Annotated in this window: 20 protein-coding genes; 10 read left to right on the forward strand and 10 right to left on the reverse strand. The window is 71.6% G+C overall.

Annotation, left to right across the window (positions count from 1 at the left end):
• Positions 1-115 precede the first annotated feature (115 nt).
• The 4 genes from Q0Q47_RS13720 to Q0Q47_RS13735 all read left to right on the forward strand — a co-directional run bounded on the left by Q0Q47_RS13720 (position 116) and on the right by Q0Q47_RS13735 (position 2256).
• A complete protein-coding gene (locus Q0Q47_RS13720; protein WP_293860465.1) occupies positions 116-583 on the forward strand; it encodes a chemotaxis protein CheW in 468 nt (155 codons plus the stop codon).
• 153 nt (positions 584-736) lie between these two features.
• Positions 737-1165, forward strand: coding sequence for a VOC family protein (locus Q0Q47_RS13725; RefSeq protein ID WP_293860468.1), 429 nt, complete (start codon positions 737-739; stop codon positions 1163-1165).
• A gap of 69 nt (positions 1166-1234) precedes the next feature.
• Positions 1235-1591, forward strand: a complete 357-nt coding sequence (locus tag Q0Q47_RS13730) for a DUF3140 domain-containing protein (RefSeq protein WP_293860471.1) — start codon at positions 1235-1237, stop codon at positions 1589-1591.
• 74 nt (positions 1592-1665) lie between these two features.
• Positions 1666-2256, forward strand: a complete 591-nt coding sequence (locus Q0Q47_RS13735; RefSeq protein ID WP_293860474.1) for a GNAT family N-acetyltransferase — start codon at positions 1666-1668, stop codon at positions 2254-2256.
• Positions 2257-2280: 24 nt separating this feature from the next.
• Here the strand turns inward: Q0Q47_RS13735 and Q0Q47_RS13740 are convergent, their stop codons facing one another.
• Positions 2281-2625 (reverse strand): MliC family protein, encoded by a 345-nt coding sequence (locus tag Q0Q47_RS13740; RefSeq protein ID WP_293860477.1) that lies wholly within the window; start codon positions 2623-2625, stop codon positions 2281-2283.
• Between the two features lie 160 nt (positions 2626-2785).
• Here Q0Q47_RS13740 and Q0Q47_RS13745 point away from each other — a divergent pair, with 160 nt between their 5' ends.
• The gene (locus Q0Q47_RS13745; protein ID WP_293860480.1) at positions 2786-3874 is read left to right on the forward strand and encodes an alkene reductase; all 1089 of its coding nucleotides are present in this window, start codon (positions 2786-2788) and stop codon (positions 3872-3874) included.
• Between the two features lie 186 nt (positions 3875-4060).
• Here the strand turns inward: Q0Q47_RS13745 and Q0Q47_RS13750 are convergent, their stop codons facing one another.
• The 5 genes from Q0Q47_RS13750 to Q0Q47_RS13770 all read right to left on the reverse strand — a co-directional run bounded on the left by Q0Q47_RS13750 (position 4061) and on the right by Q0Q47_RS13770 (position 12145).
• Positions 4061-5302 (reverse strand): FAD-binding oxidoreductase, encoded by a 1242-nt coding sequence (locus Q0Q47_RS13750; protein ID WP_293860483.1) that lies wholly within the window; start codon positions 5300-5302, stop codon positions 4061-4063.
• A gap of 125 nt (positions 5303-5427) precedes the next feature.
• A complete protein-coding gene (locus Q0Q47_RS13755; protein WP_367278247.1) occupies positions 5428-8388 on the reverse strand; it encodes a PAS domain-containing protein in 2961 nt (986 codons plus the stop codon).
• 146 nt (positions 8389-8534) lie between these two features.
• Positions 8535-9260 carry an SDR family oxidoreductase gene (locus tag Q0Q47_RS13760; protein ID WP_293860486.1) on the reverse strand — a complete coding sequence of 242 codons (726 nt, stop codon included), beginning with the start codon at positions 9258-9260 and terminating at the stop codon, positions 8535-8537.
• A 135-nt stretch (positions 9261-9395) separates the two neighbouring features.
• Positions 9396-10049, reverse strand: coding sequence for a L,D-transpeptidase (locus tag Q0Q47_RS13765; RefSeq protein ID WP_293860489.1), 654 nt, complete (start codon positions 10047-10049; stop codon positions 9396-9398).
• Between the two features lie 140 nt (positions 10050-10189).
• Positions 10190-12145, reverse strand: a complete 1956-nt coding sequence (locus tag Q0Q47_RS13770; RefSeq protein ID WP_293860492.1) for an AI-2E family transporter — start codon at positions 12143-12145, stop codon at positions 10190-10192.
• 144 nt (positions 12146-12289) lie between these two features.
• On the opposite strand from Q0Q47_RS13770, the gene Q0Q47_RS13775 reads away from it, so the two are divergent.
• Together Q0Q47_RS13775 and Q0Q47_RS13780 are read left to right on the forward strand one after the other, a co-directional pair.
• Positions 12290-14251, forward strand: coding sequence for an autotransporter assembly complex family protein (locus tag Q0Q47_RS13775; protein ID WP_293860495.1), 1962 nt, complete (start codon positions 12290-12292; stop codon positions 14249-14251).
• Positions 14251-17817, forward strand: a complete 3567-nt coding sequence (locus Q0Q47_RS13780; protein WP_293860498.1) for a translocation/assembly module TamB domain-containing protein — start codon at positions 14251-14253, stop codon at positions 17815-17817. Before Q0Q47_RS13775 ends, Q0Q47_RS13780 begins: the two co-directional genes overlap by 1 nt.
• 253 nt (positions 17818-18070) lie before the next feature.
• Here Q0Q47_RS13780 and Q0Q47_RS13785 read toward each other — a convergent pair whose 3' ends face one another.
• The 4 genes from Q0Q47_RS13785 to Q0Q47_RS13800 all read right to left on the reverse strand — a co-directional run bounded on the left by Q0Q47_RS13785 (position 18071) and on the right by Q0Q47_RS13800 (position 20955).
• Positions 18071-18355 carry a helix-turn-helix transcriptional regulator gene (locus tag Q0Q47_RS13785; RefSeq protein WP_293860501.1) on the reverse strand — a complete coding sequence of 95 codons (285 nt, stop codon included), beginning with the start codon at positions 18353-18355 and terminating at the stop codon, positions 18071-18073.
• Positions 18356-18357: 2 nt separating this feature from the next.
• Positions 18358-18858 carry a pyridoxamine 5'-phosphate oxidase family protein gene (locus tag Q0Q47_RS13790; RefSeq protein ID WP_293860504.1) on the reverse strand — a complete coding sequence of 167 codons (501 nt, stop codon included), beginning with the start codon at positions 18856-18858 and terminating at the stop codon, positions 18358-18360.
• Between the two features lie 68 nt (positions 18859-18926).
• Positions 18927-20159, reverse strand: coding sequence for an MFS transporter (locus tag Q0Q47_RS13795; RefSeq protein ID WP_293860507.1), 1233 nt, complete (start codon positions 20157-20159; stop codon positions 18927-18929).
• 88 nt (positions 20160-20247) lie between these two features.
• Complete coding sequence (locus Q0Q47_RS13800) at positions 20248-20955, reverse strand: helix-turn-helix domain-containing protein (protein ID WP_367278248.1); 708 nt, start codon at positions 20953-20955, stop codon at positions 20248-20250.
• A 357-nt stretch (positions 20956-21312) separates the two neighbouring features.
• Here Q0Q47_RS13800 and mog point away from each other — a divergent pair, with 357 nt between their 5' ends.
• The 3 genes from mog (at position 21313) to Q0Q47_RS13815 (ending at position 24020) form a co-directional block, all read left to right on the forward strand.
• Positions 21313-21864 (forward strand): molybdopterin adenylyltransferase, encoded by a 552-nt coding sequence (mog, locus tag Q0Q47_RS13805; protein ID WP_293860510.1) that lies wholly within the window; start codon positions 21313-21315, stop codon positions 21862-21864.
• 198 nt (positions 21865-22062) lie between these two features.
• On the forward strand, positions 22063-22218 hold the full coding sequence (locus tag Q0Q47_RS13810; RefSeq protein WP_293860514.1) for a hypothetical protein: 156 nt from the start codon (positions 22063-22065) through the stop codon (positions 22216-22218).
• A gap of 266 nt (positions 22219-22484) precedes the next feature.
• Positions 22485-24020, forward strand: coding sequence for a DEAD/DEAH box helicase (locus tag Q0Q47_RS13815; RefSeq protein ID WP_293860517.1), 1536 nt, complete (start codon positions 22485-22487; stop codon positions 24018-24020).
• Positions 24021-24138 lie beyond the last annotated feature (118 nt).

Raw genomic sequence — 24138 nt, forward strand, 5'->3', positions numbered from 1 at the left:
GCGGCGGGCCGTTCTTTTCTGACCGTAGGCGGCCCGCCGCGGCGGGCCGTTCTTGCCCGTAACGGAGGAGCCCGCCGCTGCGGGCCTTCCATCCCCATCATGTCAGGAGGCCGCCATGAGCGCCGCACTGAGGGACTACTCGCTGCAGGACCACGAAAGCACCAACCTGTCCCAGGTCGTGACCTTCACGGTGCATGAGCGCCTGTTCGGGACGCCGGTCAGCGCCGTCCGCGAAATCCGCGGCTGGCAGCCGGCCACCGCCCTGCCCAACGCCGAGCCGCATGTGCTGGGCGTGCTCAACCTGCGCGGCTCGATCATCGTCGTCTACGACCTGCGCAGCCGCCTGGGCCTCGGCTCGACGGAACGCACCCGCTCCACCGTCACCATCGTGGTCGACGCGGGCGAGCGCCTCGTCGGCCTGCTGGCGGACGCCGTGTCGGACATCCTCGACGTCGAACCCGAGGACCTTCGCGACCCGCCGGTCGGCGTGATGGATTCCGACGACGGGCTGCTCGACAAGCTGATCGTCAAGAACGACACGGTGATCTCGCTCCTGAACATCAACGCCATCGTCGGCGCGTAGACCCGTCGCGACGGGGACCCGGTCGGCATCGCGGGTCGGGCCGCGCCCGAAAGTCAGTCCCGCGCTGTCGGATCGCATCCTCCCGAACGTCCTTGGGTGAGAGCGAAGGCCACCCGCCCCGGGCTGGCCCTCGCGCCATCCAGGGAGAAAGACATGGGATCGTCCCTCTTCGTGAGCCTGCCGGTCACGGATCTCGCGGCGTCGCTGGCGTTTTACGAGGCGCTCGGGTTCAGGCGCGAGCCCCGCTTCAGCGGCGAGGGCGGAGCCTGCGTGGTGTGGGACGAGGCGGTCAGCTTCATGCTGCTCACGCACGCCAAATGGCGCGGGTTCACCCAGCGCCCCATCCCCGCGAAGGGGTCGAGCGAGGTCATGCTGGCCCTGCGCTGCCGCGACCGCGCGATGGTCGACGCCATGAGCAGGGCCGCCGCGGCGCATGGCGGGGAGGCCGACATCAACCCCGTGGAGAACCACGGCTTCATGTACACCCGCGACCTCGCCGATCCGGATGGGCACGCCATCGGCGCGATGTGGATGGACACGTCCGCGATGCCGCAGGGCGGGGACGCCAGCCCGCCCGCGTGACGGCCGCGAGCGGAACCGCCGCCGGCCTGCGCCGTTGCAGGCTCGCCACCGAACGGGAGCGGGCATGCCATGGCCGACACGTCACGAGACGACATCGCCACCGCGTTTCGCGAGGCCGTCAACATGACGCCGGCCGAACTCGAGCGCTGGCTGAAGACGGAGACCTCGCGCGAGGTCGGGTGGGCCGACGGCCACCCGAAGGCGAAGGCCGGCGGACCGGAATCCGTCGGTCACCATTCGGGCCGCCGCATCGTCGAAATCCTGCGCACAAAAAAGGCCGACATCGGCGACGACGACCTGTCCCACATGCGCAAGGTGGTCGGCTATGTTCACCGGCATCTGGCGCAGCGCCCTTCCGGCGACATCGCGGACACGCGCTGGCGCCACTCCCTGATGAACTGGGGCCACGATCCGCTCAAGGACTGACCCGGCACCGGGCTGCCCGGACGCACGCCGCCGTCTCCATGGCCGCGCCGCCGCGCGCGGGCTAGTCTGCCCGGATGCTGCCCTTCACCTCCCCCATCGGCCTCGCCACATCCCGCCTTGCCCTGCGCGCCCTCGTGCCCGCCGATGCGGGGCCACTTTTCGCGACCTATACCGGTGATGCCGAGGTGGCGCGCTACATGCCCTGGCGGCGGCACGAGGCGCAGGCCCAGACCGAGCGCATGATCGGGGCCGCGGCCCAGCTGGCGGCGGACCGCTCGGCCTACCTCCTCGCCATCGCGGACACGGCCGGCGGCGCACCGGCGGGCCTCGTCAACCTCGCCGGCGGCGACCACGGCGTCTCGATCGGCTTCGGCCTGGCCCGGCCGTCCTGGGGCCGGGGCTATGGCCGCGAGATCGTGGCCGCCGTCGTGGGCTGGCTCATCGACCATCCCTCGGTGTGGCGGGTCTGGGGCTATTGCGACACCGCGAACGCGGCGTCCGCCGCCGTCATGCTGGCGGCAGGCATGCAGGAGGAGGGAACGCTGCGCCGCTTCGCCGTCCATCCCAACCTGTCGCCGGAGCCGCGCACCTGCCGCCTGTTCGCGGCGGTCCGGGGAGAGGGCGCGGGCCCCGAGACCGACTTACCGGCGACGGCCGGTGGCTGACGAGGCGGCGGAGGCTTCGCCCGTTCACTGCGCCGTGCAGGTCTCGCTGCCGCCCTTGCGCTCCAGCGTCGCGGCGTTCCCCTTGATCCAGAAGGTCGTGCCCTTGCCGGCGTAGCGCCCGCCGTCGGCCGAGCGGGCCTGGGGCAAGGTGAGCGTCGCGCCGTCGCCGAAGGTGAGCGTCACCCGGCCGGTCTTCGCCGATGGCGGCGAGAACACGGCCTTGAGCGTCGTGCCGCTGCTGCAGGTGTAGCGGGCCTCTGTCGCCTGCGCGGCGGTCGCCAGCAGGGTCGCGAGGCCGAAGGCGGCAAGCGCCGCGGCGCGGCGGTGGGCCACGGTGGCGAGCGTCGACGGGCGGGGGCGGGCGGTCATGCGCCATCATGGCTCCGCGGATGGCATTTTCGCAAGTCGCACGCGCTCGTTGGCATTGCGCCATAGGCGCCCTTGCAAAAATGCCCACCAGCCCAGCTCTGGACACGGGCGGAAACGTACATACCTCAGCGGTCCCAACGTCCCCAGCGGTACCGCACCCATGTCCAAGCTCTTCCAGCCCACTCGCCTCGGCGCCCTCGCGCTGCAGAACGCCATCGTCATGGCCCCGCTCACCCGCAGCCGCTCCGATGCGCAGGGCGTGCCGCTGCCGCATGTGGTCGACTACTACGCGCAGCGCTCCTCCGCCGGCATGATCATCGCCGAGGGCACGCAGCCGAGCTTCGCCGGCCAGGGCTATGCCCGCACGCCGGGCATCCATTCCCCCGAGCAGATCGCGGCGTGGCGCAAGGTGACCGACGCGGTGCACAAGGGCGGCGCCTCCATGGTGCTGCAGATCATGCACACCGGCCGCATCGCCCATCCGCTCAACCGGCAGGTGCCGGATGCGCCGGTGGCGCCGTCGGCGGTGACGCCGGCCGGCCAGATGTGGACCGACCAGCAGCAGATGCAGAGCTATCCGCAGCCCCGCGCCGTCACCACGGCCGAGCTGCCGGCGCTGCGCGAGGAGTTCGTGCAGGCGGCGAAGAACGCCCGCGAGGCCGGCTTCGACGGCGTCGAGCTGCACGCCGCCAATGGCTACCTGCTCAACCAGTTCCTGGCGAGCAACGCCAACCTGCGCACCGACGGCTACGGCACGGATCTCGCCGGCCGCATCCGCTTCGTGGTGGAGACGGTGAAGGCCGTGGCCGACGCCATCGGCGCCGACCGCACCGGCATCCGCGTCTCGCCGGGCCACATGTTCAACGATCTCGTCGATGCGAATCCGGTCGAGACCCACGTCGCTTTGCTCGACGCGATCCCTACGGCCGACATGGCCTATGTCCACGTCATGAAGGCCGACGCCTTCGCCCCGCAGCTCAACAATGCCGGCGACCCGACCGCCACGCTCGCCACCATGCGCGCCCACACCCGCGGCCGCATGATCGCGGCCGGCGGCTACACCCAGGAGACGGGCGAGGCGGCTCTGGCCAGCGGCGAGCTGCAGGCGGTCGTCTTCGGCCGGCCCTTCATCGCCAACCCCGACCTCGTGGCCCGTTTCAAGAACGGCATCGCGCTGGCGCAGCCCAACGCCGACCTGTTCTACACCCCGGGTCCCCAGGGCTACAGCGACTATCCCGCGGCGGGGTGAGGCGGCCTTCGCCTCGTTCGCTCCATCTCTCCGCCGTCCTGGCCGGGCGCCGGCCCGGCCATCTACGACTTTGGCGGGGCCGTCCTCAAGTCGTGGGCCCCCGCGCCATGCCGGGGATGACGCTGAGAGGGCGAGGAGAAGCGGCAACAGCACAAGGTGAAGTCAGCCTCGCCTAGGCCACCCACCTCACCCCCGGTCCACCGCGAACCACTCGCGTGCCGGGTCGTCCTGCCCGGCGGCCAGGCGGGCGATCATGTCGGCGGCGATGGCGCTGAAGGTGATGCCGTTGCCGCCATAGCCGAAGGCGGCGAACGTGCGGGGGCGGCCGGGCACGGCGCCGATCAGCGGCAGCCCGTCCTCGGTCTCGCTGAAGAAGCCGGTCCAGGTCGCGTCGGGCGTGGTGTCGGCGGCGGGCACCAGGGCCGCGAGCTTGCCGCGCAGCGTGGCGATCTTCTCCGGCAGCAGGGCGTCGCGGCGGTCGGCGTCCTGGATGTCCTCGTCCTCGCCGCCGAACACGATGCGCCCGTCCGTGGTGGAGCGCATGTAGGCGTAGGGCTCCGAGGCTTCCCACACCAGCGCCTCGTCCGGCCACAGCACGCCCGGCGCCTGCGGCCGGGTCGCGAAGGCCCAGGTGGAGGTGATGCGGTGCACGCGCGCCTCCACGAAGGGCGGCAGCTCGTAGCCGTTCGCCAGCACGAGGATCTCGCCGTCCACCTGCAGCCCCGCCTCGGTGCGCACGCTGACGCCCTGCGAGGTGGTGTCGTAGTCGACCACGAGGGCCGGCGAGAGCAGCGTGGCGCCGCGCGACAGCGCCGCCGACAGAAGCATGTTTGCGAGGTTCATGGGGTGGGCCACCGCCGAGCCCGCATGCAGCAGAGCCCCCTCGCGGTCGAAGCCGAAACGGGCCGCGAGGTCCCCCGGGCCCAGATACTCGCCCTCGATGCCGGCCTTGAGCCGCAGCCGCAGCTCCTCCCGGAGGTCGGCGGGGCCGAGCTCGTTGCCGGCGAGGAACAGGGTGGGGCGCCAGGAGAAGTCGGCCGCATTGCCGAGATCGGCGGCGAGATGGCCGATGCCGCGCACGGCGGCCACGCTGCGCCGGTAGATCGCCGCCGCCGCCTCGAAGCCGAGCTCGCCCTCGAGCTCCAGCATCGGGGCGTCGATCTCCCACTGCAGCAGCGCCGTGCTGGCCGCCGTGCTGGCGCGGCGCGGCATGTGGCGGTCGAGAATGGCGACCTTGCGCCCTTCGCGCGTGAAGCGCTCCGCCAAGAAGGCACCGGTGATGCCGGCCCCCACCACGATCACGTCGGTGCGCAGATTGCTCACCGGCGGCAGCGTCGGCCGCGCGAAGGGCCGCGCATCGCGCTCCCAGATCGTCTGGCCCGAGCGCAGATCGAGCGTCACAACCTGGTCGTTCGCCGCGCCGTCCATGAGCCGTCCCCGTGAGCTACAAACCCGGACAACCGGGAGCGCCACCGCGGGGTTGCGTCAGCTGGGCTGCGGCACTTTGTACCTGGAGGGGCGTCCGCGCCGGGAATGCGGGAGGGGGGCGGGGGTCAGCCGCGGCCAGCGCCGAGCTGCCCCAGGTGCATCGCCAGTTCGTCCTTGCGGAACGGCTTGTTGATGCGCTGGATGCCGTCCTCCACGCCATGCTCCTCGGCAAAGCCGGACATCAGCAGCACGGGCAAATCCGGGCGTCGCCGGCGCAGGTCGCGCGCCAGCTCGGTCCCGGTCATGCCCGGCATCAGGTGATCCGTCAGAAGCATGTCGAAGGGCACGCCGCCGGTCGCCATCCGCAGGGCTTCCTCGGCGGAAACGGCTTCCGTCACCGCGTAGCCGAGGTCCTGCAGCATCTCGGCCGTGGTCAGGCGAACGACGTCCTCGTCGTCGACGAGCAGCACCGTGCCGCGCTGCAGCGGGTAGGGGAGGGCGTAGGGGGTCTCCGCCGCCTCCACCGCCTCGACGGTCTGCGGCAGCCACAGCTCCACCACCGTGCCGGAACCCGGCCGGCTCTGGATGGTGAGGGCGCCGCCGAGCTGGGATGCCAGGCCATGCACCATCGACAGGCCGAGCCCGGTTCCCTTGCCGACGCCCTTGGTCGAGAAGAAGGGCTCCACCGCCCGCGCCAGGGTGGCCTCGTCCATGCCGGTCCCGGTGTCGGCGACGGACAGGCAGATGTAGTGCGCGGCGGGCAGGCGCGCCCGGTGCCCGGGACCGACGAGGACCGAGCGCGCCGCGATCCGCAGCGTGCCGCCGTCGGGCATGGCATCGCGTGCGTTGACGCTCAGGTTCAGCAGGGCCATTTCCAGCTGGTTGGGATCGGCCTTGGCGGCGGGCAGATCGTCCGGGGCCTCCACCGACACGCGGATCTGCGGCCCCGTCGTGCTGGCCACGAGCTCGCCCATGCCCTTCACCAGCCGGCCGACGTCGACCGCGACGGGCTGCAGGGGCTGGCGCCGCGCGAAGGCCAGGAGGCGCTGCACCAGCGTCTTGGCCCGTTCGGCGGACTGCACGGCCGCCGTGATCAGGCGCTGCTCGCGCGCGCCGCCGAGGCTCTTGCGCTGCAGGAGATCCAGGCTGCCGACGATCGGCGTCAGCAGGTTGTTGAAGTCGTGGGCCACGCCGCCGGTGAGATGGCCGATGGCCTCCATCTTCTGCGACTGGCGCAGCGCCTCCTCGGCCTTCTCCAGGCGCCGCTGCTCCGCGAGTCGCTCGGTGATGTCGCGCCCGGTGAGAAACGCCCCGACCTGGCGACCGGCCGGGTCGCGCAGGATCTCGAAGCGCATCTCGTAGCTTCGCTCGCCCAGCTCCGGGTCGCCCCAGGTCGCCTGCATCGTGTAGGCCTCTCCCGCCAGCGCGCGGGCCCAGACGGTCTTGGCGGCCGCCAGGTGCTCGGGCATGTCGGCCAGCATGTCGAGCAGGCAATCGCCGACCTTCGGGACCTTGCCGTAGAGGCTCCGGTAGGCCTCGAGGCAGGAGGGGTTGATGGCGAGCCACCGGTACTCCAGGTCGAGCGCCTGGATCTGCTCGCCGGTGATGTCGACGATGGTGGCCAGGAGCTGGCGCTCCGCGGTGCGCTCGGCGACGCGATGCTCCAGCGTGGCGTTGAGCTGGCGCAGCTCCTCCTCCGCCTGTCGACGCGCGGTGATGTCGCTGAACAGGATCACGACCCGGTTTTGCTCGGGACCGGCCGCCTTGAAGGCATAGACGTCGAACCAGCGCCCGAGCGCGGCGGCCTCGTTCTCGAACCGCACCGGCTCGCCCGTGGTGGCGACTCGCCCGTACATCTCGAACCAGTGCTCCTCGTGAGCCGGCGCGAGTTCGCGCATGCGCCGCCCCACCGCCCCCACGAGGCCGGTCTGCGTCTCGAAGGCCGGGTTCACCTCGACGAAGCGGTAGTCCACGGGCCGCTTCTCCGCGTCGAACAGCACTTCGATGATGCAGAAGCCCGCCTCGATCGCCTCGAACAGGGTGCGGTAGCGTTCCTCGCTCTCGCGCAGCCGCGCCTCCGAGCCGACGCGCTCGACATGCGCCCAGCACCGCTCCACCACGGTCTCGACCAGGCCGATCTCGTCGGGCTGCCAGTCGCGCGCGACGTCCTGGTGCACGGCCATCATCGCGGCGAGCCTGCCGTCCTTGACGAGCGGGCAGCAGACGATCGCCCGGAAGCCGATGGCCTGGAACATGGCGCCGCCTTCGTCGGCGGCGAGCTCGCGGGCGATGTCGCGGATCACGAGCGTGCTCCCGCCGTGCATGGCCTTCGCCGCACGGGGGCCGAACAGATCGAGGCTGTAGATGCCCGCCGAACTCGTGTGCCCGGGCGCGGTGTAGTCGCGCCGGATGACGAAACGGTCGTTGCCCGAGCCGGCGTCCACGTCGGCATAGGCGCAGCGCGATGCCCCGAGCCGGCGGGCCAGCCGCTCGGCGGCGGTCGCCATCGCCTCGGCGGCGTCCCGCGAGCGGCGCAGGGCTTCGTCGAGTTCGCCCAGGAAGCGGAGCCGGCCCTCGCTCGCCCGCAGCGCCTGCTCGGCCCGCACGCGCTCGGTCGTTTCCGAGACGATGCACAGCACGCCGCCCACCGCGCCCGTCTCGTCGGGCACCGGCGAGAAGGACGCGTCGAAATGGACCATCTCGCGGTAGCCGTGGCGCTCGATGTGGAAGGGCCTGTCCTTCGCCGCGAAGGTCTCGCGCGTCTCGCGCACCCGGCGCAGCAGCGGCTCGAGATCGTCCCACAGCTCCACGAAGCTCTCGGCCGCCGGACGGCCGAGCGCCGCCGGATGCTTGGCGCCGATCGTGGGGGCGTAGGCGTCGTTGTAGAGCGCCACGTAGTCCGGGCCCCAGAACAGCACGATCTGCGCGTGGGCGGGCAGCATTAGGCCAAGGGCGTTCAGAAGGCTTTGCGGCCAGGCGCTCGGCGGCCCCAGGGGCGAGCTCGCCTCATCCAGCGCAAGGATGCGCGCCGCCATCTCGGTGCCGGGATGAACGGGCAAGATCGTCGGCGCGGTCAGTTGGACCACCAAGGGGGAACCTACCCGTCACAGCAGCTAGAACTCAGGCTTTCCGGCAACGCGAGGGAAAGGCTTTGCGTTCCATGCCACCGCTGAATGGGCTGGCGATGTCGTCTTGATCCGTGCGGGCGGGAGCCGCTCCCGCCGGGCGCCGCTCAGAAGCGTCCGCCGTCCACCGGCAGGACCTGGCCGGAGATCCAGCCCGCTTCGTCGCTGACGAAGAACAGGGCGGCGTGGGCCACGTCCTCCGCACGGCCGTGCCGGCGGGTGTGGAGCGTGGCGAAGCCGTTGACGTGGTCGTTGCCGTTGGCCTGTTCCGGGTCGGTCGAGATGACGCCGGAGAGCACGGTGTTGACCGTGATGCCGTGTGGGGCGAGCTCGCCGGAGAGCTGCCGGGTGAGCCCCGCGACCGCCTGCTGCACGGCCGTGACGTCGCCGGCCTTGGCGTCGCGCGCCGGGGCGGCCACGGTGACGATGCGGCCGTAGCCCGCCCGCTTCATCGTGGGCGCGCAGGCCTGGGCCAGCCAGAAGGTGGTGTCTGTGCCGCGCACCATGTGACCCACCATGGCCTCCTCGTCGATGTCCTCGAGCGCGGTCTCGGTCTCGGGCGCGGCCGCGTGGCCGGCGTTGACGACGATGTCGAGGCGCCCCTCGCTCTCCAGCACGCCGCGCACCACCTCGTGGGCCGCGTGGCGGTTGCGGATGTCGTACAGGTGAGGCTTCGCGCCGATCTGGTGGGCGCGATCGGCGAGACCCGATTCGGGGGTGTCTGCCACGTGCACGGTGGCCCCGGACTGGACCAGGGCGCAGGCAATGGCGTTTCCTATGGGCTGCCCGGCACCCGTGACAAGGGCGACGCGGCGATCGAACGTCAGGCGCATTGCGGGGGGTCTTCGAGCTCCCTAGGACCCGGCTTGACCGGTGGCGCAATGTTCACCATCGGGGTGCCCGAAGGTTAGCCCCTTAAGCTGCGGCTATATGTCGCACAAAAGCGGATCCGTGAATTCGAGCGGGGATCAGACGCGATAGACCCCGTTGCGCTTGACGAGGACGTTGGTCCCCACCGGCACCTTCTCGTAGAGGTCAGCGACGTCCTCGTTGAGCAGACGGATGCAGCCGCTCGACACCTGCTCGCCGATGCTCCACGGCTCGTTGGTGCCGTGGATGCGGAACAGGATGTCCCGCCCCCCCTGGTAAAGGTACATGGCGCGCGCGCCCAGCGGATTGTCGAGCCCGGCCTCCAGGAAGCGCGGCAGCTCCGGCTTGATGCGGACCATGGTGGAGGTGGGGCTCCAGTCCGGCCACACCGCCTTGCGGCCGACATAGGCGCGTCCGCGCCAGGAAAAGCCCTGCCGCCCCACGCCCGCGCCGTAGCGCTCGGCCGTGCCGTCGCCGTTCACGAGGTAGAGCATGCGCGCGTCGATATCGACGACGATCGTGCCCTTCGCCTCGGGGCCCTTGTAGGCCACCGTCTGGCGCCGGAACTGCGCGTCGATCTTGGTCTTGTCGACCAGCGGAATGTCGTAGGGTTTGTCGGGCTTGCTGCCCACGTACCACGCGGCGAGCTCCGGATCGGACGTCAGGCTCGGGGCCGGCGGATTGGGGATCGTGTTGCAGGCCGCGAGCGGGGCGCCGGCGGTGGCCAGCAGGACGAGACGTCGGGTCAGCATCGATTCGGCGCCGTTCCATCGTGGAGGATGCCCGCCTTCTAGAAAGCGCGCGCGCCCCTGTCAGCCGCCAACCTGCCGCAGGTGCGAGAGCGGCCCCCATGCGTGGCCTCCGGGCCACAGGCGCGCCGCCGGCGAACGGCTCACGCCGGGATCGGGCCGCCGACGGCCGGAGCGGGATCCCGCGGGTCCTCGACCGGGTCCGACACGTCGTCCTCGCGGCGGACGGCGAGCGCCACGACGCCGGTGAGGGCCTCGGAGATGGAGGTCACGACGCGGTCCGGGCCGAGCATGGCGGCGAGCTTCTCGGCGGCCATGGCGTCTGCGTCCCAGGCCGCGAGCACCACGGCCACGCCGGGCAGCCGGCGCTGGATGCGGCGCACGGCATAGCGCAGGTGGCCGATGCTGGACGTATCGAGCGAGCACAGGACCACGATGTCGACGTCGCCGGCCGGGAGATGGACGATGCGCGCGCTCGACAGCGCGCCGGCTCCCTCCACCCGGCTCGCCAGCCCGGAGCGGCTGAGCGCATGGCCCAGCATCAGCGCGCTCGCTTCGTCCAGCGGGCTGCGGGCCGGAATGCACAGCACCCGCTCCGCGTCCGCCCAGGACGACGGCGCCGCCGAGGGATTGGCCCCGCCGTCCACCGGGCCGTTCTGCTCCCGCAGCACCGGCAGCGTTTCGGTGAGGTCCTCGACGAGGTCGGCCACGGTGTCGCGCAGCGTCGCGATGCGCTCTTCCTCGAGCGCGCCGCGGGTGCGGTCGTCCTGCGCCATGCGCAGGCCGGGCAGGGCGATGTCGTCGTAGTAGGCGGCGAGCGCGTTGTCGGCGAGATAGTCCTCGGCCTGGTCGGCGGCCTCGATGGGATCGCGCGCCAGCATGCGCTGGTAGAACACCTCCGGGGGCGACAGGGCCGGCGTGCTGCCGAACATCACGTCCAGGAAGGCGAGGCGCTCCACGTGCCGGCCCAGAACCACCAGGCACACGGTGAGCGGCGTCGCCAGCACCAGGCCGATGGGTCCCCACAGCCAGGTCCAGAACGCCGCCGAGACCACGACGGCCACCGGCGACAGGCCCGTGCTGCGGCCGAAGAACAGCGGCTCCAGCACATGGCCCACCAGCGGCTCGCCGATGAGGAAGAGCGCGGCCGTCCAGGCCAGCATCGACCAGCCCGGGTCGACCGCGATGGCGAGCGTCAGCGGGAAGGCGGCCGAGATGAAGCCGCCGATATAGGGCACGAAGCGCAGGATCGCCGCGAGGATGCCCCACAGGATCGGGTTGGGCAGGCCGATGAGCCAGAGGCCGATCGCGATGAAACAGCCGAAGCCCGCGTTGAGGCCGAGCTGCGCCAGATAGAGCCGGCTGAGCCGATGGGCGGCATCGTCGATGGCGGCCGTGGTGCGCTGGATGTCGTGCGACCCGGCCAGGCGGATCAGCCGGTTCCTGAGGTCCTCCCGCTGCAGCAGAATGAAGACCACGAAGATCACGATCAGGCCCACGGTGGCCAGCGGATGCACCACGGGCGACACGATGTCGATGAGCGAGCGCAGCGGACCCGGGGCAGGCGAATGCACCTCGACCGGCATCGGCTGCGCCGGCCGCGTGGCACCCGCGGTCGCCTCGCCCGCCGTCGCCGGTGCGGGTCGGTTCTGCAGCTCGCGCCCGAGGTCCTGCAGCATGTCGGCGGCACGCTCGAGGGTGCCGCGCCCGGCGATCATGCCACGCGCGGCGATAGCCTTCTCGCGGATGGTCGTCTGGTACTGGGGCAGGTTGTTCGCCAGCACCGTGAGCTGCATGGTCACCACGGCCCCCAGGCCGGTGATGATGAGGAAGGCGAGCACCACCACGGTCGGCACGGCCGCGCCGCGCGGCAGCCGCCAAGCCTGCAGGCGCCTCACCAGGGGGGCGAGCACGAAGCTCAGCAGGATCGCCACCGCGATGGGGACGAAGATTTCCTGTCCGGCCCACAGCACGCCCAGGCCAGCGACGATGAAGATGGCGGAAGCCGTCGACACGCTTTCCACGCCGCGCTCGACGCGGGCGGGGGTCGAGGCGGCGGTGGAGGCGGCGGGCCGGGTCGCGGCGGGAGGAGAGCTCATCGGCGTGGCAACGCGCGGCCACGGTTGCGGTTCCCGTTAACCATAATGGCGCGTTGCAGGGATCCGTCACACGTTGGCCTTGGTTGTGGCATCCCGTGGGGTTCAATTAGAAGACCGGACGGCGGGGTCGCGGACGGAGGGTAAATGGTGCGGGGGACCGCGCGAGGCGTAGCGTTGGGGCTCGCGTTGGCACTCGCCACGGCAGGCGCCGGTCCTGCGCGCGCATTCGACCTTCTCGTGTTCCTGGGCCTGCGCGAGCAGCCCTCGCCGCCGGCTGCGCCGGGCAAGGCCGCCTTCACCCTCGACGTCTCGGTCCAGGGCGGCGACGGCGACATCGAGCGCGCCCTGCGGGACGCCTCCACGCTGGCCCGCCTGCGCCTCGAGCCGCCGCCGGACGCCGAGAGCCTCGTGCGCATCGCCGAGTCGGATCTCGTGCGCCTCACCGACACGCTGTGGGGGCTCGGCTACTACAACGGCGGCGCCTGGTTCGAGATCGCCGGCGTCGAACTCCGGCTCGGGCGTCCGACGGGGCCGGCCGTGCGCGCGGCGACCGCCCTGCAGGGCCGCCAGCAGATTCCGGTCCGCATCGTCGCGGCTCCCGGTCCGCTGTTCACGCTGCGCAACCTCACGGTGCTCGACCGCGCCACCGGCCGGCCCTACGCGCCGCAGGTGCTGCCCGACCGCGTGGTGAAGTTCGAGCCGGGCTCGCCGGGCAGGGCGGCGGACGTCATCGCGGCCGAGGCCCGCATCGTCGATCACTTCCGCGCCATGGGGCACCCCTTCGCCAAGGTGGTGTCGCGCAAGCCCGTGGTCGACCATCCGGCGCTGGCCTACGAGGTCACGCTGACCGTCGATCCCGGACCCCTGGCCGGCATCGGCACGGTCACCATGAGCGGCCTCACCACCGTCGACCCGGCGCCCGTGCGCAGCTTCATCTACACGCGGCCCGGGGAGCCCTATTCGCCGGCCGCGGTGGAAGGCATCCGCAAGTCGCTCTCCAAGCTCGAGATCCTCGGCGGCGTGCGGGTGCGCGAGGGCGAGAGCCTAGATGCCTCCGGCAACCTGCCGCTGTTCGTCGAACTCACCGAGCGCAAGCCCCGCGCCGTCGGCGCCTCCGCCTCCTACTCCACCGTCGACGGGCCGGAACTGCGCAGCTACTGGACCCACCGCAACCTCTTCGGCGGCGCGGAGACCCTGCGCCTGGAGGGCAGCCTCTTCTACGCCACGCCCAACGCCGGTTCGGCCAACCGCAGCATCAGGGACTTCTCGCGCGACGATCTCGGCGGCCGCTTCTCCGCGAGCTTCGTGAAGCCCGGCCTGGGCGGCACGCCCAACGACCTCCTGGCCTCCGGGCTCGTCGAGCGCAACCGCACGCTGGGCTACACCGTGCGGCGGCTCAACACCGAGTTCTCGCTGCGCCACCGCTTCGACGACACGGCCTCCGTGCAGGGCGGCGTCCGCTTCGAGCGCGGCCAGACCAGCGACATCCTGGGCCAGATCGACTACACGCTCGTCGGCTTCCCCGTGTCCGGAACCTGGGACACCACGGACAACGCACTGGATCCCACCCGCGGCTTCCGGGTGAAGGGCAGCGCCACGCCCTACCTGACGGCGCTCGGCTCCACCGTCGACATGACCATCCTCACCGCCTCGGGATCGACCTACTTCGCCCTCGACGAGGACGCGCGCGTCATCCTCGCCGCGCGGCTCGGGCTGGGCAGCGTGATCGGCCCGGCCCTGGCCGAGATCCCCTCGCTGTACCGCTTCTATGCCGGCGGCGGCACGTCGGTGCGCGGCTACAAGTACCAGAGCCTGAGCCCCCGCATCGGGCGCACGCCCATCGGCGGGCGCAGCCTCGTGGAGGCCTCCTTCGAGGCCCGCATCAAGATCACCGACACCATCGGCATCGTGCCCTTCGTCGACACGGGCATGGCCTTCGAGGACGAGGTTCCCGATTTCGGCCGGCAGTTGCAGACGGCGGTCGGCCTGGGCCTGCGCTACTACACGCCCATCGGGCCCATCCGCCTCGACGTGGCGGTTCCGGTGAACCGCCGGCCCGGTGATCGGCCGGTGGCCCTCTACGTCAGCATCGGGCAGGCCTTCTGATGACCCATCGCCGGACCGCCTCGCCCCGCCGCTCGCTCGCCCTGGCCACGGGCGGCATCCTCGTCGCCGGCGCCCTCGTCGCCGCGCCGGTGCTGGCCCAGCAGGGGGGCGAGCAGGGCAGCCTGGCGAGCCTGCTCTCCTGGGCGCTCTCCACGCCGGAGAACCGCGTCAGCGTGGGCGCGGTCGAGGGCGCGCTGTCCTCCGTCGCCACCGTTCGCGACGTGCGCATCGCCGACAAGAACGGGGTCTGGCTGACCGTCGAGACGGCGCGCCTCGACTGGAGCCGGCTCGCCCTCCTGACGTCGCGGCGCCTTGAGGTGAACGCCCTCGAGATCGGCCGCATGACGGTCGCGCGCAAGCCCGAGGCCGACGAGGCGTCGGCCGCCGGCGCCGCCGAGGCGCCCCAGCTGCCGGCGCTGCCGGTGAAGATCGTGGTGAAGTCGTTCAAGCTGACGGAGCTGGTGCTGGGCGAGCCGGTCATCGGCACCGCCGCCCGGCTCTCCGCCAGCGGGTCGGCCGTGCTCGGCACCCCTTCGGAGGGCCTGTCGCTGAACCTGGAGGCCCGCCGGCTCGATGCGGCCGGGCGCTTCGCCACCACGCTCGCCTACGCGCCCCAATCGGGCCAGCTCGATGCCAACCTGTCGCTCGACGAACCGGCCGGCGGCCTCCTGTCGCGCATGAGCGGGCTTGCCGGCGAGCCGCCCATCCGGCTGCTCGTCGACGGGCACGGCCCCATCGACCGCTGGGCGGCCAAGCTCGACTTCCAGTCCGGGCCGGACGTGGGTGCGCAGGGCAACGCCACCATCAACCGCGAGGGCCAGGGCCGGCGCGTCGGCCTGGCGCTGGCGGCGCGGCTCTCGCCGCTGCTGCCCGGGCCCATCCAGCCCGTGTTCCTGGGCGACACGCGCCTGGACGGCGACGTCCTGGTGGGAGACGACCTGGCGCTCGCCATCCGCCGCTTCGACCTCACCTCGCGCGGCGGCAAGCTCAGCGTCGCGGGCACCCTCGACGCCCAGCAGAACGCCAATCTCAAGGTCGGCCTCGCCGCGATCCCGACCGACGGCTCGGTGACCCGCGCCGGCGACGTGACCATCGGCCGCCTGGCGCTCGACGCGCAGGTCACCGGCCCGCTCTCGGCGGCGCGGCTCGCGGCCACCATCGACGCCGCCGAGGTGACGGCCCCCGGCGGCAGGTTCGGCAGCCTGCAGGGCCGCCTCACCGTCGCCCCGCAGCCCGGCTCGACCGATCGCAGCCTCGATTTCGCGCTGCAGGGCAACGAGATCCGCCCGTCCGATCCCGCGCTCGCCAAGGCGATCGGCGGCCGGATGTCCGCCGTGGCGCAGGGCCAGGTCACCTCCGACTTCGTGCTCGTGACGCCGCGCGCCACCTTCGCCACGCCCACGATGCAGGCGACGTGGTCGGGCCGCTACGGGTCCCGCGTGGTGCGCGGCCGCCTCGATGCCGGCGTTCCCGACATCGCCGTCCTGTCGGATCTCGCGGGCCGGCCGCTGCGCGGCAAGGCCGACCTCGGGGTCGACCTGGAGGGCGATCCGGCGCGCTACACCATTCGCGCCGCCATCGCCGGCGCCATCGATCGCTTCTCCGTCGGCATCCCGGCGCTCGACCGGGCGCTCGGCGGTCGCGTGCAGCTCACCGGCGCGCTGGAGCGCCGGCCCGGCGGCGTCGCCTTCGACAAGATCAGGCTCGCCGGCGGCAGCGCGCTGCTGACGCTCGACGGGCCCGCCACCACGGGCGAAGCGGCGCTGGTCGCCAGCCTCACGGTGGACGATCTGCGCAAGGCGGACCCGAAGCTCTCCGGATCGCTCGCCGTCAATGGCACGCTGAACGGCTCGCTCACCCAGCCGGACGTGAAGGCCGAGGCCGTGGTGCGCGGCTGGGCCGGCGCCGCGACGCCCCCGCGGGTGGCCGTGGCCGGTCGGCTCGGCGACCGCATCGACGTCACGGCGGACCTCACCGCCATCCCGCTGTCGCTGAGCGCGCTCGTCGCGCCTGAACTCGGGCTCACCGGCACGCTGGAGGGCCGCTTCACGGCGGCCGGCGATCCGGCCAAGCCCGACGGCAGCTACCGCATCACCGCCACCCGCGTCATGGCCCGCGCCATGGCGCAGGCCGGGCTCCAGCCCGCCGACCTGCGGGCCGAGGGACGGCTCGGCGGCGGGCGGGTCACCACCGCGGCCACGCTGGCGCTGCCGCGCGTGGGAACGCTGCAGGCGACCGGCAGCGCGCCGCTCTCCGCCGATGGCACGCTCGACCTCGCGATCCGCGGACCGGTCGACCTGGCGGTCGCCAACGCCTTCGTCGGCGGCGCGCGCCGCGTGGCCGGGAAGGCGGCCATCGACCTCACCGTCACCGGCCCGGCCCGCAAGCCGCGGCTCGGCGGTGCCGTCACGCTGTCGGGCGCCAGCTTCGCCGACCCGACCATCGGCGTCCGCCTCGAGGGCATCGCCGGACGCATCCTGGCGCAGGGCGACACGGTGGTCATCGAGCGGCTGACGGCCAACACCCGCAACGGCGGCACCCTGCGCGTCACCGGGCGGGTGGGGATCGACCCCGCCGGGGGCATGCCCGCGGACATCCGCATCGAGGGCACCAAGGCCGAGCTCGTCTCCACCGACGTCGTGCAGGCGTCGGCAAACCTGGCGCTGACGATCAGCGGACCGCTCGCCAGGGCGCCCAAGGTGGCCGGCCGGGTCGACCTGATCTCGACCGACATCGCCATTCCCGACCGGCTCCCGGCGCAGTACCAGCCCCTGCCGAACACCAAGCACATCCGGCCGCCGCCGGCGGTGCAGCGCCGGCTCGCGGCCATCGCCAAGGAGGAGCGCCAGCAGTCGGGCGCCGCGCCGGTGGTGGCCCTGGATCTCACGGTCTCGGCACGCAACCGCATCTTCGTGCGCGGCCGCGGCCTGACGGCCGAGCTCGGCGGCGACGTCCGCATCACCGGCACCAGCAAGGACCCCAACGTGCTGGGGCAGTTCGACCTGCGGCGCGGCGAGATCAACCTCGCCGGCCAGCGCATCAACCTCGTGCGCGGCCGCGTCACCTTCATGGGCGACCTCAGGCCCTCGCTCGACTTCCTGGCCCAGACCCAGGCGGCCGACGTCACTGCCCAGATCGCCGTGACGGGCGCGGCCTCGGAGCCGCAGTTCACCATCAGCTCCCAGCCGGCCCTGCCGCAGGACGAGGTCATCTCGCGCCTGCTCTTCGCCCGCGCCACGGGTGGCCTCACCGGACTGCAGGCGCTGCAACTCGCCCAGACCATCGCGCAGCTGTCGGGAGCGGGCGGGCCGGACGCCTTCGACACGCTGCGTCGCGCGCTGGGCGCCGACAGCCTCGACGTCAGCGCCGGCGCCAGCGGCGGGCCGGCCGTCGGTGCGTCGCGCTACATCAACCGCAACGTCCGCGTTGGCGTGCGCGCCGGCGCGACGCCGCGCGACACGGGCGTCGGCGTCGACATCGACGTGACGCGCCACATCAAGCTGCGCGGCCAGGTCGGCGCCGACGGCAGTGCCTCGGCGGGCACAGCGGTGGAGTGGGAATACTGAGGGGGACGCTGGCGCCGCTCGGCTCCGTCCAGCACACCTCTGGTCCTCATCCGGAGAGATTGTGAATCCATACCCGGTGCGACGTTGCATCTGACGTCTCCAGCGCGCCACCACCTCTCCGCGTCCTGCCCGGGCCAAGCCCGGCCATGACGCGGAGAGAGTGAGGCAAGCTGGCCAGCCGAATGATTCCCACACTCTCAGGATGAGGAGGCGAGTGGGGTGTGAAGGCGTGCGACCTTTGGGACGCTCCCCCTCACATGTCGTTTTCCGCCGTCAGCGCCTCGGCCGGGATGCCTTCGTCGCCGATCTCGACCAGGTGCAGGCCCGGCGCCTCGTTGTCGACCTCGACACCCTCGGCCTGCAGGGCCCGGGCGAGGGCGCTCTCGAACATGGCCGAGCCCACGGGCCAGACGTCCTGGCCTTCGAGCCGCTCGATCTCGCTGGCCGAGAGATGCGATTTCGCGGCGAGCTCGGCCAGCGTGAGGCCGGCGAGGACCCGCGCCGCCTTGAACAGGCGGCCCTTGTGCATCGCCGTCATGGTCAGAACCTGACCGTGGCGTTCTCGCCGGGGTTGGGCCGTTCGCCGGTCGTCACCGCCTTCAGGTAGCCGAAGGCGTACACCATGGTGCTCGACGGGGCGTCCCAGTACTCGGCCATGTCGACCGTGACCCGCAGGAGCGCGATGTCCGGATCCTCGGCACCCTTGGGAAACCAGGTGCGGTTGCCTTCCGACCACAGCTCCTTCTGCTTGGCGACGTCGCGGACGATCTCGGCCTTGCCCGCCACCGACACGTAGTGCTGGCGGTCGTCGTCCGCGTAGGTCAGCAGCACGTCGGGATCGCGCCGGATCTCGTCGATCTTGGGGGAATGGATGTCGGTGAAGAACCACAGCTCCCCGTCGAAGCTCTTGGCCTCGCTGGTGGCCATCGGCCTTGCGTGCATGGCGCCGTCCTCGCCCCGGGAGGCGAGCATCGCGATGCGAATGCCTTTCAGGAGGTCGAAGACCTTGTCTCGGGCGTCCTGGTCGTTGCGGGTGTCCATCGTCTGCTCCTCGTCGAAACGTATCCACGAGACGAACGGGAAGCGGGGGAGGGCGGTTCCGTGCGATCTCAGGTCCGCGATGCCGCAGTCCTGATCGCGGCGAAGGCCACGAGGCCCAGCACGCCCACCACGCCGAAGCACACCGAGTAGCTGTCCGTGAGGCTCAGGAGGCTGGCGAAGGCAGCTGGCCCGACGATGTAGCCCATGAAGGTCACGAGGGTGGCGCCCGCCGTGCCCTCGCTCACGCGTCCCTGGGGCGCGAGGCGGGCGACCTCCGCGAGTTGCACGCCGTTCCAACTGGTGATGGTCACGCCCGCGACGGCGGCCAGCGTCACCAGGCCGGCGAAGGACCAGGACGGGCCGGTGAAGGCCCAGGCGGCCTGGGTCGCCGCCATGGCGAGCGCGTTCAGCGACAGCACGGCGATGTTGGAGCCGAGCCGGTCCGCGAGCCACCCCAGCCCGATGCGCCCGAAGATGCCGGTGACCTGCATCACCGCGAAGACCACGCCGCCCGCCACCAGGTCGTAGCCGAGGCGCTGCACCACGTAGGTCACGCTGAAGGCGATGATCGTTCCCTGCGCCACGGCGAAGCAGGCCGCGGCGAGGCTCAGCGCCCGCAGGACGGGCGAGGCCATCGCCATGCGCAGCGGCGCAAAGAGATTGGTGGGCGAGGAAAGGACGCGCCAGCCGATCGGCTGGTTCGGGTCGGCGCCGGCATCGACCCGCCGCTGCACGGGCTGCACTGCGAGCACCCTCAGCAGCGGCAGGAAGGCGACGGCCAGCAGCGCCGTCTTCCAGTCCATGCGATCGATGAGCCAGGGCAGCAGCAGGCCCGCCATCACGCCGCCGGCCGGAACGCCGGCCTGCTTCAGCGAGAAGATGAGCGTGCGATGGGCGGGCGGCGCGTGCCGCAGCAGGATGTCGCTGCCGGCCGGCGCCGACGGCCCGTAGCCCAGGCCCAGCACCAGGTTCGACAGCAGCACGAAGGCCCAGTGGGGCGTCGCCAGCATGGCGAGCCCGAAGCAGCTGAGCAGGAGGCCCGCCTGCAGGGCCCGGATGGGGCCGAAGCGGCGGATCAGCGGATGCCCGGCCATGAGGAAGAGCACCGAGCCGCAGGTGCTGAGCGCCGACATGTAGCCGATCGTCGCCTCGCTCATGCCGGCCTCGGCGGTGACCACCGGGGCGACCGTGGGGACGATGCGGCCGAGGAACGAGCTGCTGGTCTGGATGGCGAGCGTCGCGGCCAGCGGCCAGATCCAGGCCGAGGCCGGCGTGCCGGCGTGGGGGTCCGTCGGCTTCACCCGAGGCTCCGGTGGATGCGGGACTAACGACGCCCGCACTTGAGCCTCGCCTGCGCCGCCCCGCAAGGGGGTCCGGCGCATGGCTCGTTCATGTCCCGACGGGGACCTCGTCGATCAGGGGATCGGGCTGGGCCAGGGCCGCCAGGCGCCCGGCATCGGTGATTCGGATGGTCCGGCCCTGCACCTCCACGCCGTGGCGCAGCAGCGTGGCGAAGTTGCGCGACAGGTTTTCCGGCGTCATGCCGAGGCGCGACGCCAGGGTGCGCTTGTCGAAGGGAATGTCGAACTGCTCGCTGTTGCCGCTCCGCGCGGCCTCCCGCAGGATCCAGTTGGCCAGCCGCTCGACGCTGGTGCGAAGCTTCTGGCTCTTGAGCTCCTGCACCATCGACCGGTACGCGTCGGCCAGTTCGGCCGCCATGGCGTGGGCGAAGGCGTTGTCCTGCGCCATGATGGCGTGGACCATGTCGGTCGGGATCATGAGGATCCGAGACGGGTCGAGCGTGCGGCCGGCGGTCAGCACCGGCTCCCGGCGCACCACCGCGGCCAGGATGAACGTCGCGATCGGCCGCAGGATGGCGATCGTCGTCTCACGCTCCGCGTGCCGCGCGAAGAGCTCGACGGCCCCTTCCATCACGACGCAGAGGAAATCAGGCACCTGTCCGCGCTCGAACAGGACCACGTGAGGTGGAAATCTCTGCAGAAATGCCGGTTGCACGAGCGCGTCAAAATGCTCGTCGGCCATGTCCCTGAAAAGGGGGAGATCCCTTATCGCTGCCGCATCCGTACTGCGCACCACTGTTTTTCTTCCCGATCGCCGAAGCCGCGGTGGATTGACGAGGCAAAGCCATCCCGGGTGGGGATTGAACGTGGGCGTGCACCGGTTGTCGCCGGCCCCGTTCGTAGCCTCATCATACCGCACTTCGGGGTTTCATGCTTGTTTGCTGTGAGATTGATCGAACGGCGCGAACCATTGCGTACACGTGCCTCGGCCGATTGACTGATCCCTACCTCCGACGTGTGCCAAGCCTTCCCGTCGCTCTCCGTTTACAGCTAAACGGTCGCCACGGAAACGCGTCAGGCCTTGTTGCGTTCCGCCAGCCGGGCGTAATTCCCTGGCGCCCGACATCGGTTTCGCGGCTCAAGGAGATGACGCATGCCTCCCCAGCTCCCCACATCGGACGGCGTTCCGATCGGCATCCTGACGGTGTCGGACCGCGCGAGCCGCGGCGAATACGAGGACAAGGGCGGACCCGGCATCGTCGCGGCCCTCTCCGACATCCTGGCCATGCCCTGGCGGGCGGTGGCGCGGATCGTCCCTGACGAGAGGCCGGCGATCGAGGAGGCCTTGCGCCAGCTCGCCGACCAGGAGCGCTGCAGCCTCGTCCTGACCACCGGCGGCACCGGCCCCGCACCGCGCGACGTGACACCCGAGGCGACCGAGGCCGTCTGCGACCGGATCATGCCCGGATTCGGGGAACTGATGCGCACCGCGAGCCTGCGGGAGGTGCCCACGGCCATCCTGTCGCGCCAGCTCGCCGGCCTGCGGGGACGCAGCCTGATCGTCAACCTTCCCGGCAAGCCCTCGGCCATCCGGACCTGCCTCGACGCGGTGTTTCCCGCCATTCCCTATTGCCTCGACCTCATCGGTGGCGATCGGCTCGACACCGACCCGGACGTCTGCCGCGCATTCCGCCCCAAGGCGTGAGGAAGCAGCCTGTCACAACCCGTTACAATCGGGGGGTGGTTCATTCGTAAACAAAGGGTTGACGCTCCCGCGCGGGGAATGACATAGATTGAGCTTAAAGAAGAAATATCGGGTGTGAGTTCGGGTCGAATGTCCGTCGAGGGTCAGGCGAGACGGGAAAAAAGCGGAAAATCACCTCCGACGCTCCTCGAAGTGTCGGTGGCGCTGGTCGTTGCGGTCCTGCTCGTCCTGACCGGCGTCCGGCTGCTGGGTGGTTTCGGCGTGGTTCCCTACCGGGGAGGGCAGGCGGCGATCGCGGCCGATGCCCCGGTGGAAGGGCTCGTCCTGACGAAAGCCTCGCGCACGTCCCACTGATCGGCAGCGCGCCGTTGCGGCACCCGCGAACGGTCTCCATTTGACTTCGCACCTGCAGCAAGGCATAGATGCGCTGCATCGCTCGCGGCGCCAAGGATGCGTGATGCGGATCGTGGACGATCCGACCTGCCGTAAGCACCGGGCCTGAACGCCCTTCCTTCTTTTCCGACCTCCCTTTCACGCGGGGCGTCCTCCGGCCGATTTCGGCCCTCAGGAGCCCGCCGGCGTGCGCGCCAGCGCGTTTCTGCAACGCGAAAGTCGAAGCTTTGACAACCTTTTCCGATCTCGGACTCGATGCCGCCCTCCTCAAGGCGCTGGCGACCGAGAACTACGTCACGCCCACGCCGATCCAGGCCAAGGCGATCCCCCATGTCCTCGCAGGCAAGGACCTGCTCGGTGTCGCCCAGACCGGTACCGGCAAGACCGCAGCCTTCGCCCTGCCCATCCTGCACCGTCTCGCGGCGGCGCCCCGCCCGGCGCCCCGCAAGGGCTGCCGCGCCCTCGTGCTGAGCCCCACGCGCGAACTGGCTAGCCAGATCGCCGAGAGCTTCGAGGCCTATGGCCGTCACCTGGGCATGAACGTCACCGTGATCTTCGGGGGCGTGAAGATCGGCAAGCAGATCCGCGACATGATGAACGGCATGGATGTCGTCGTCGCCACCCCGGGTCGCCTGCTCGATCTCGTCAACCAGCGCGCGGTCACGCTCTCCGAGGTCGAGACGATCGTCCTCGACGAGGCCGACCAGATGCTCGACATGGGCTTCATCCACGACATCAAGAAGCTCGTGGCCATGTTGCCGAAGAAGCGCCAGAGCCTGTTCTTCTCCGCGACCATGCCCCCGGCCATCGCCGAACTCGCCGACCGCTTCCTCAGCGATCCGGTGAAGGTGGCCGTGACGCCCGTGGCCACCACCGCCGAGCGGATCGACCAGAGCGTCATCTTCGTCGAGACCGCCCGCAAGCAGGCGCTCCTCACCAAGCTCCTCGACGACAAATCGATCGAGCGCGCCCTCGTCTTCACGCGCACTAAGCACGGGGCCGACCGCGTGGTCCGCCGCCTGGCGGCCTCGGGCATCCCGGCCGGCGCCATCCACGGCAACAAGTCGCAGCCCCAGCGCGAGCGTGCCCTGGCCGACTTCCGCGAAGGCCGCGCCCGCCTGCTCGTGGCGACCGACATCGCCGCGCGCGGCATCGACGTCGACGGCGTCAGCCACGTGATCAACTTCGACCTGCCGAACGTGCCGGAGAGCTACGTGCACCGCATCGGCCGCACGGCGCGCGCCGGCGCGGCGGGCGTAGCCATCTCCTTCTGCGACGGCGAGGAGAGGGCCTACCTGCGCGACATCGAGCGTCTCACCCGCCTGAAGGTGCCGGTCGTGGCGCTTCCCGCCGACCTGCCGGTGGTGCCGGACGCTCCCCGCCAGGACAGCCGCCCGCAGCAGCCGCAGCGCCAGCCCGGCCGCGGCGCGCCCCGGCCCGAGCGTGGCCAGGACCAGCAGCAGCAGCGCCGCAACGGGGCCCAGCAGGGCCGGCCGCGCCGCGACGCCCGTCCCGACACCTCCGCCTTCGAGGTGGCCCGTACCGACCGCAACCCCGGCGGGCGCATGCGCCAGGGCGGCCCGTCCGCACCGCGGGCGGATGCCGGCCAGGGCCAGCGCCAGGATCGGCCCAACGGCCAGCAGCGCCAGGACCGGCCCGCCCAGGGGCGCGGCCAGGCCGAGGGTGCCCGTCGCGACGATCGCCGTGGCCAGGGTGGCCGGCCGGCCCGCAAGGGCGGCGCGCCGCGCGCCTGGACGAACTGACGTCATGCTCGCCGCCCCTCGTTCTCGGGGGGCGGCGAGGTCCGCGCCGGCGGGCCGACCCGCCACGGCGCGCGCGTGACCGCTTGCCGTCCGCGGCGCGGCACGGCATCGTGAGAGC

The sequence above is a fragment of the uncultured Alsobacter sp. genome, assembly GCF_945952055.1.
Lineage (GTDB): Bacteria > Pseudomonadota > Alphaproteobacteria > Rhizobiales > Beijerinckiaceae > Alsobacter.

Bases quoted from the DNA above. Each gene is read 5' to 3' on its own strand.
- Q0Q47_RS13720 (WP_293860465.1), top strand. From the start codon at position 116: ATGAGCGCCGCACTGAGGGACTACTCGCTGCAGGACCACGAAAGCACC.
- Q0Q47_RS13725 (WP_293860468.1), top strand. From the start codon at position 737: ATGGGATCGTCCCTCTTCGTGAGCCTGCCGGTCACGGATCTCGCGGCG.
- Q0Q47_RS13730 (WP_293860471.1), top strand. From the start codon at position 1,235: ATGGCCGACACGTCACGAGACGACATCGCCACCGCGTTTCGCGAGGCC.
- Q0Q47_RS13735 (WP_293860474.1), top strand. From the start codon at position 1,666: ATGCTGCCCTTCACCTCCCCCATCGGCCTCGCCACATCCCGCCTTGCC.
- Q0Q47_RS13740 (WP_293860477.1), bottom strand. From the start codon at position 2,625: ATGACCGCCCGCCCCCGCCCGTCGACGCTCGCCACCGTGGCCCACCGC.
- Q0Q47_RS13745 (WP_293860480.1), top strand. From the start codon at position 2,786: ATGTCCAAGCTCTTCCAGCCCACTCGCCTCGGCGCCCTCGCGCTGCAG.
- Q0Q47_RS13750 (WP_293860483.1), bottom strand. From the start codon at position 5,302: ATGGACGGCGCGGCGAACGACCAGGTTGTGACGCTCGATCTGCGCTCG.
- Q0Q47_RS13760 (WP_293860486.1), bottom strand. From the start codon at position 9,260: ATGCGCCTGACGTTCGATCGCCGCGTCGCCCTTGTCACGGGTGCCGGG.
- Q0Q47_RS13765 (WP_293860489.1), bottom strand. From the start codon at position 10,049: ATGCTGACCCGACGTCTCGTCCTGCTGGCCACCGCCGGCGCCCCGCTC.
- Q0Q47_RS13770 (WP_293860492.1), bottom strand. From the start codon at position 12,145: ATGAGCTCTCCTCCCGCCGCGACCCGGCCCGCCGCCTCCACCGCCGCC.
- Q0Q47_RS13775 (WP_293860495.1), top strand. From the start codon at position 12,290: ATGGTGCGGGGGACCGCGCGAGGCGTAGCGTTGGGGCTCGCGTTGGCA.
- Q0Q47_RS13780 (WP_293860498.1), top strand. From the start codon at position 14,251: ATGACCCATCGCCGGACCGCCTCGCCCCGCCGCTCGCTCGCCCTGGCC.
- Q0Q47_RS13785 (WP_293860501.1), bottom strand. From the start codon at position 18,355: ATGACGGCGATGCACAAGGGCCGCCTGTTCAAGGCGGCGCGGGTCCTC.
- Q0Q47_RS13790 (WP_293860504.1), bottom strand. From the start codon at position 18,858: ATGGACACCCGCAACGACCAGGACGCCCGAGACAAGGTCTTCGACCTC.
- mog (WP_293860510.1), top strand. From the start codon at position 21,313: ATGCCTCCCCAGCTCCCCACATCGGACGGCGTTCCGATCGGCATCCTG.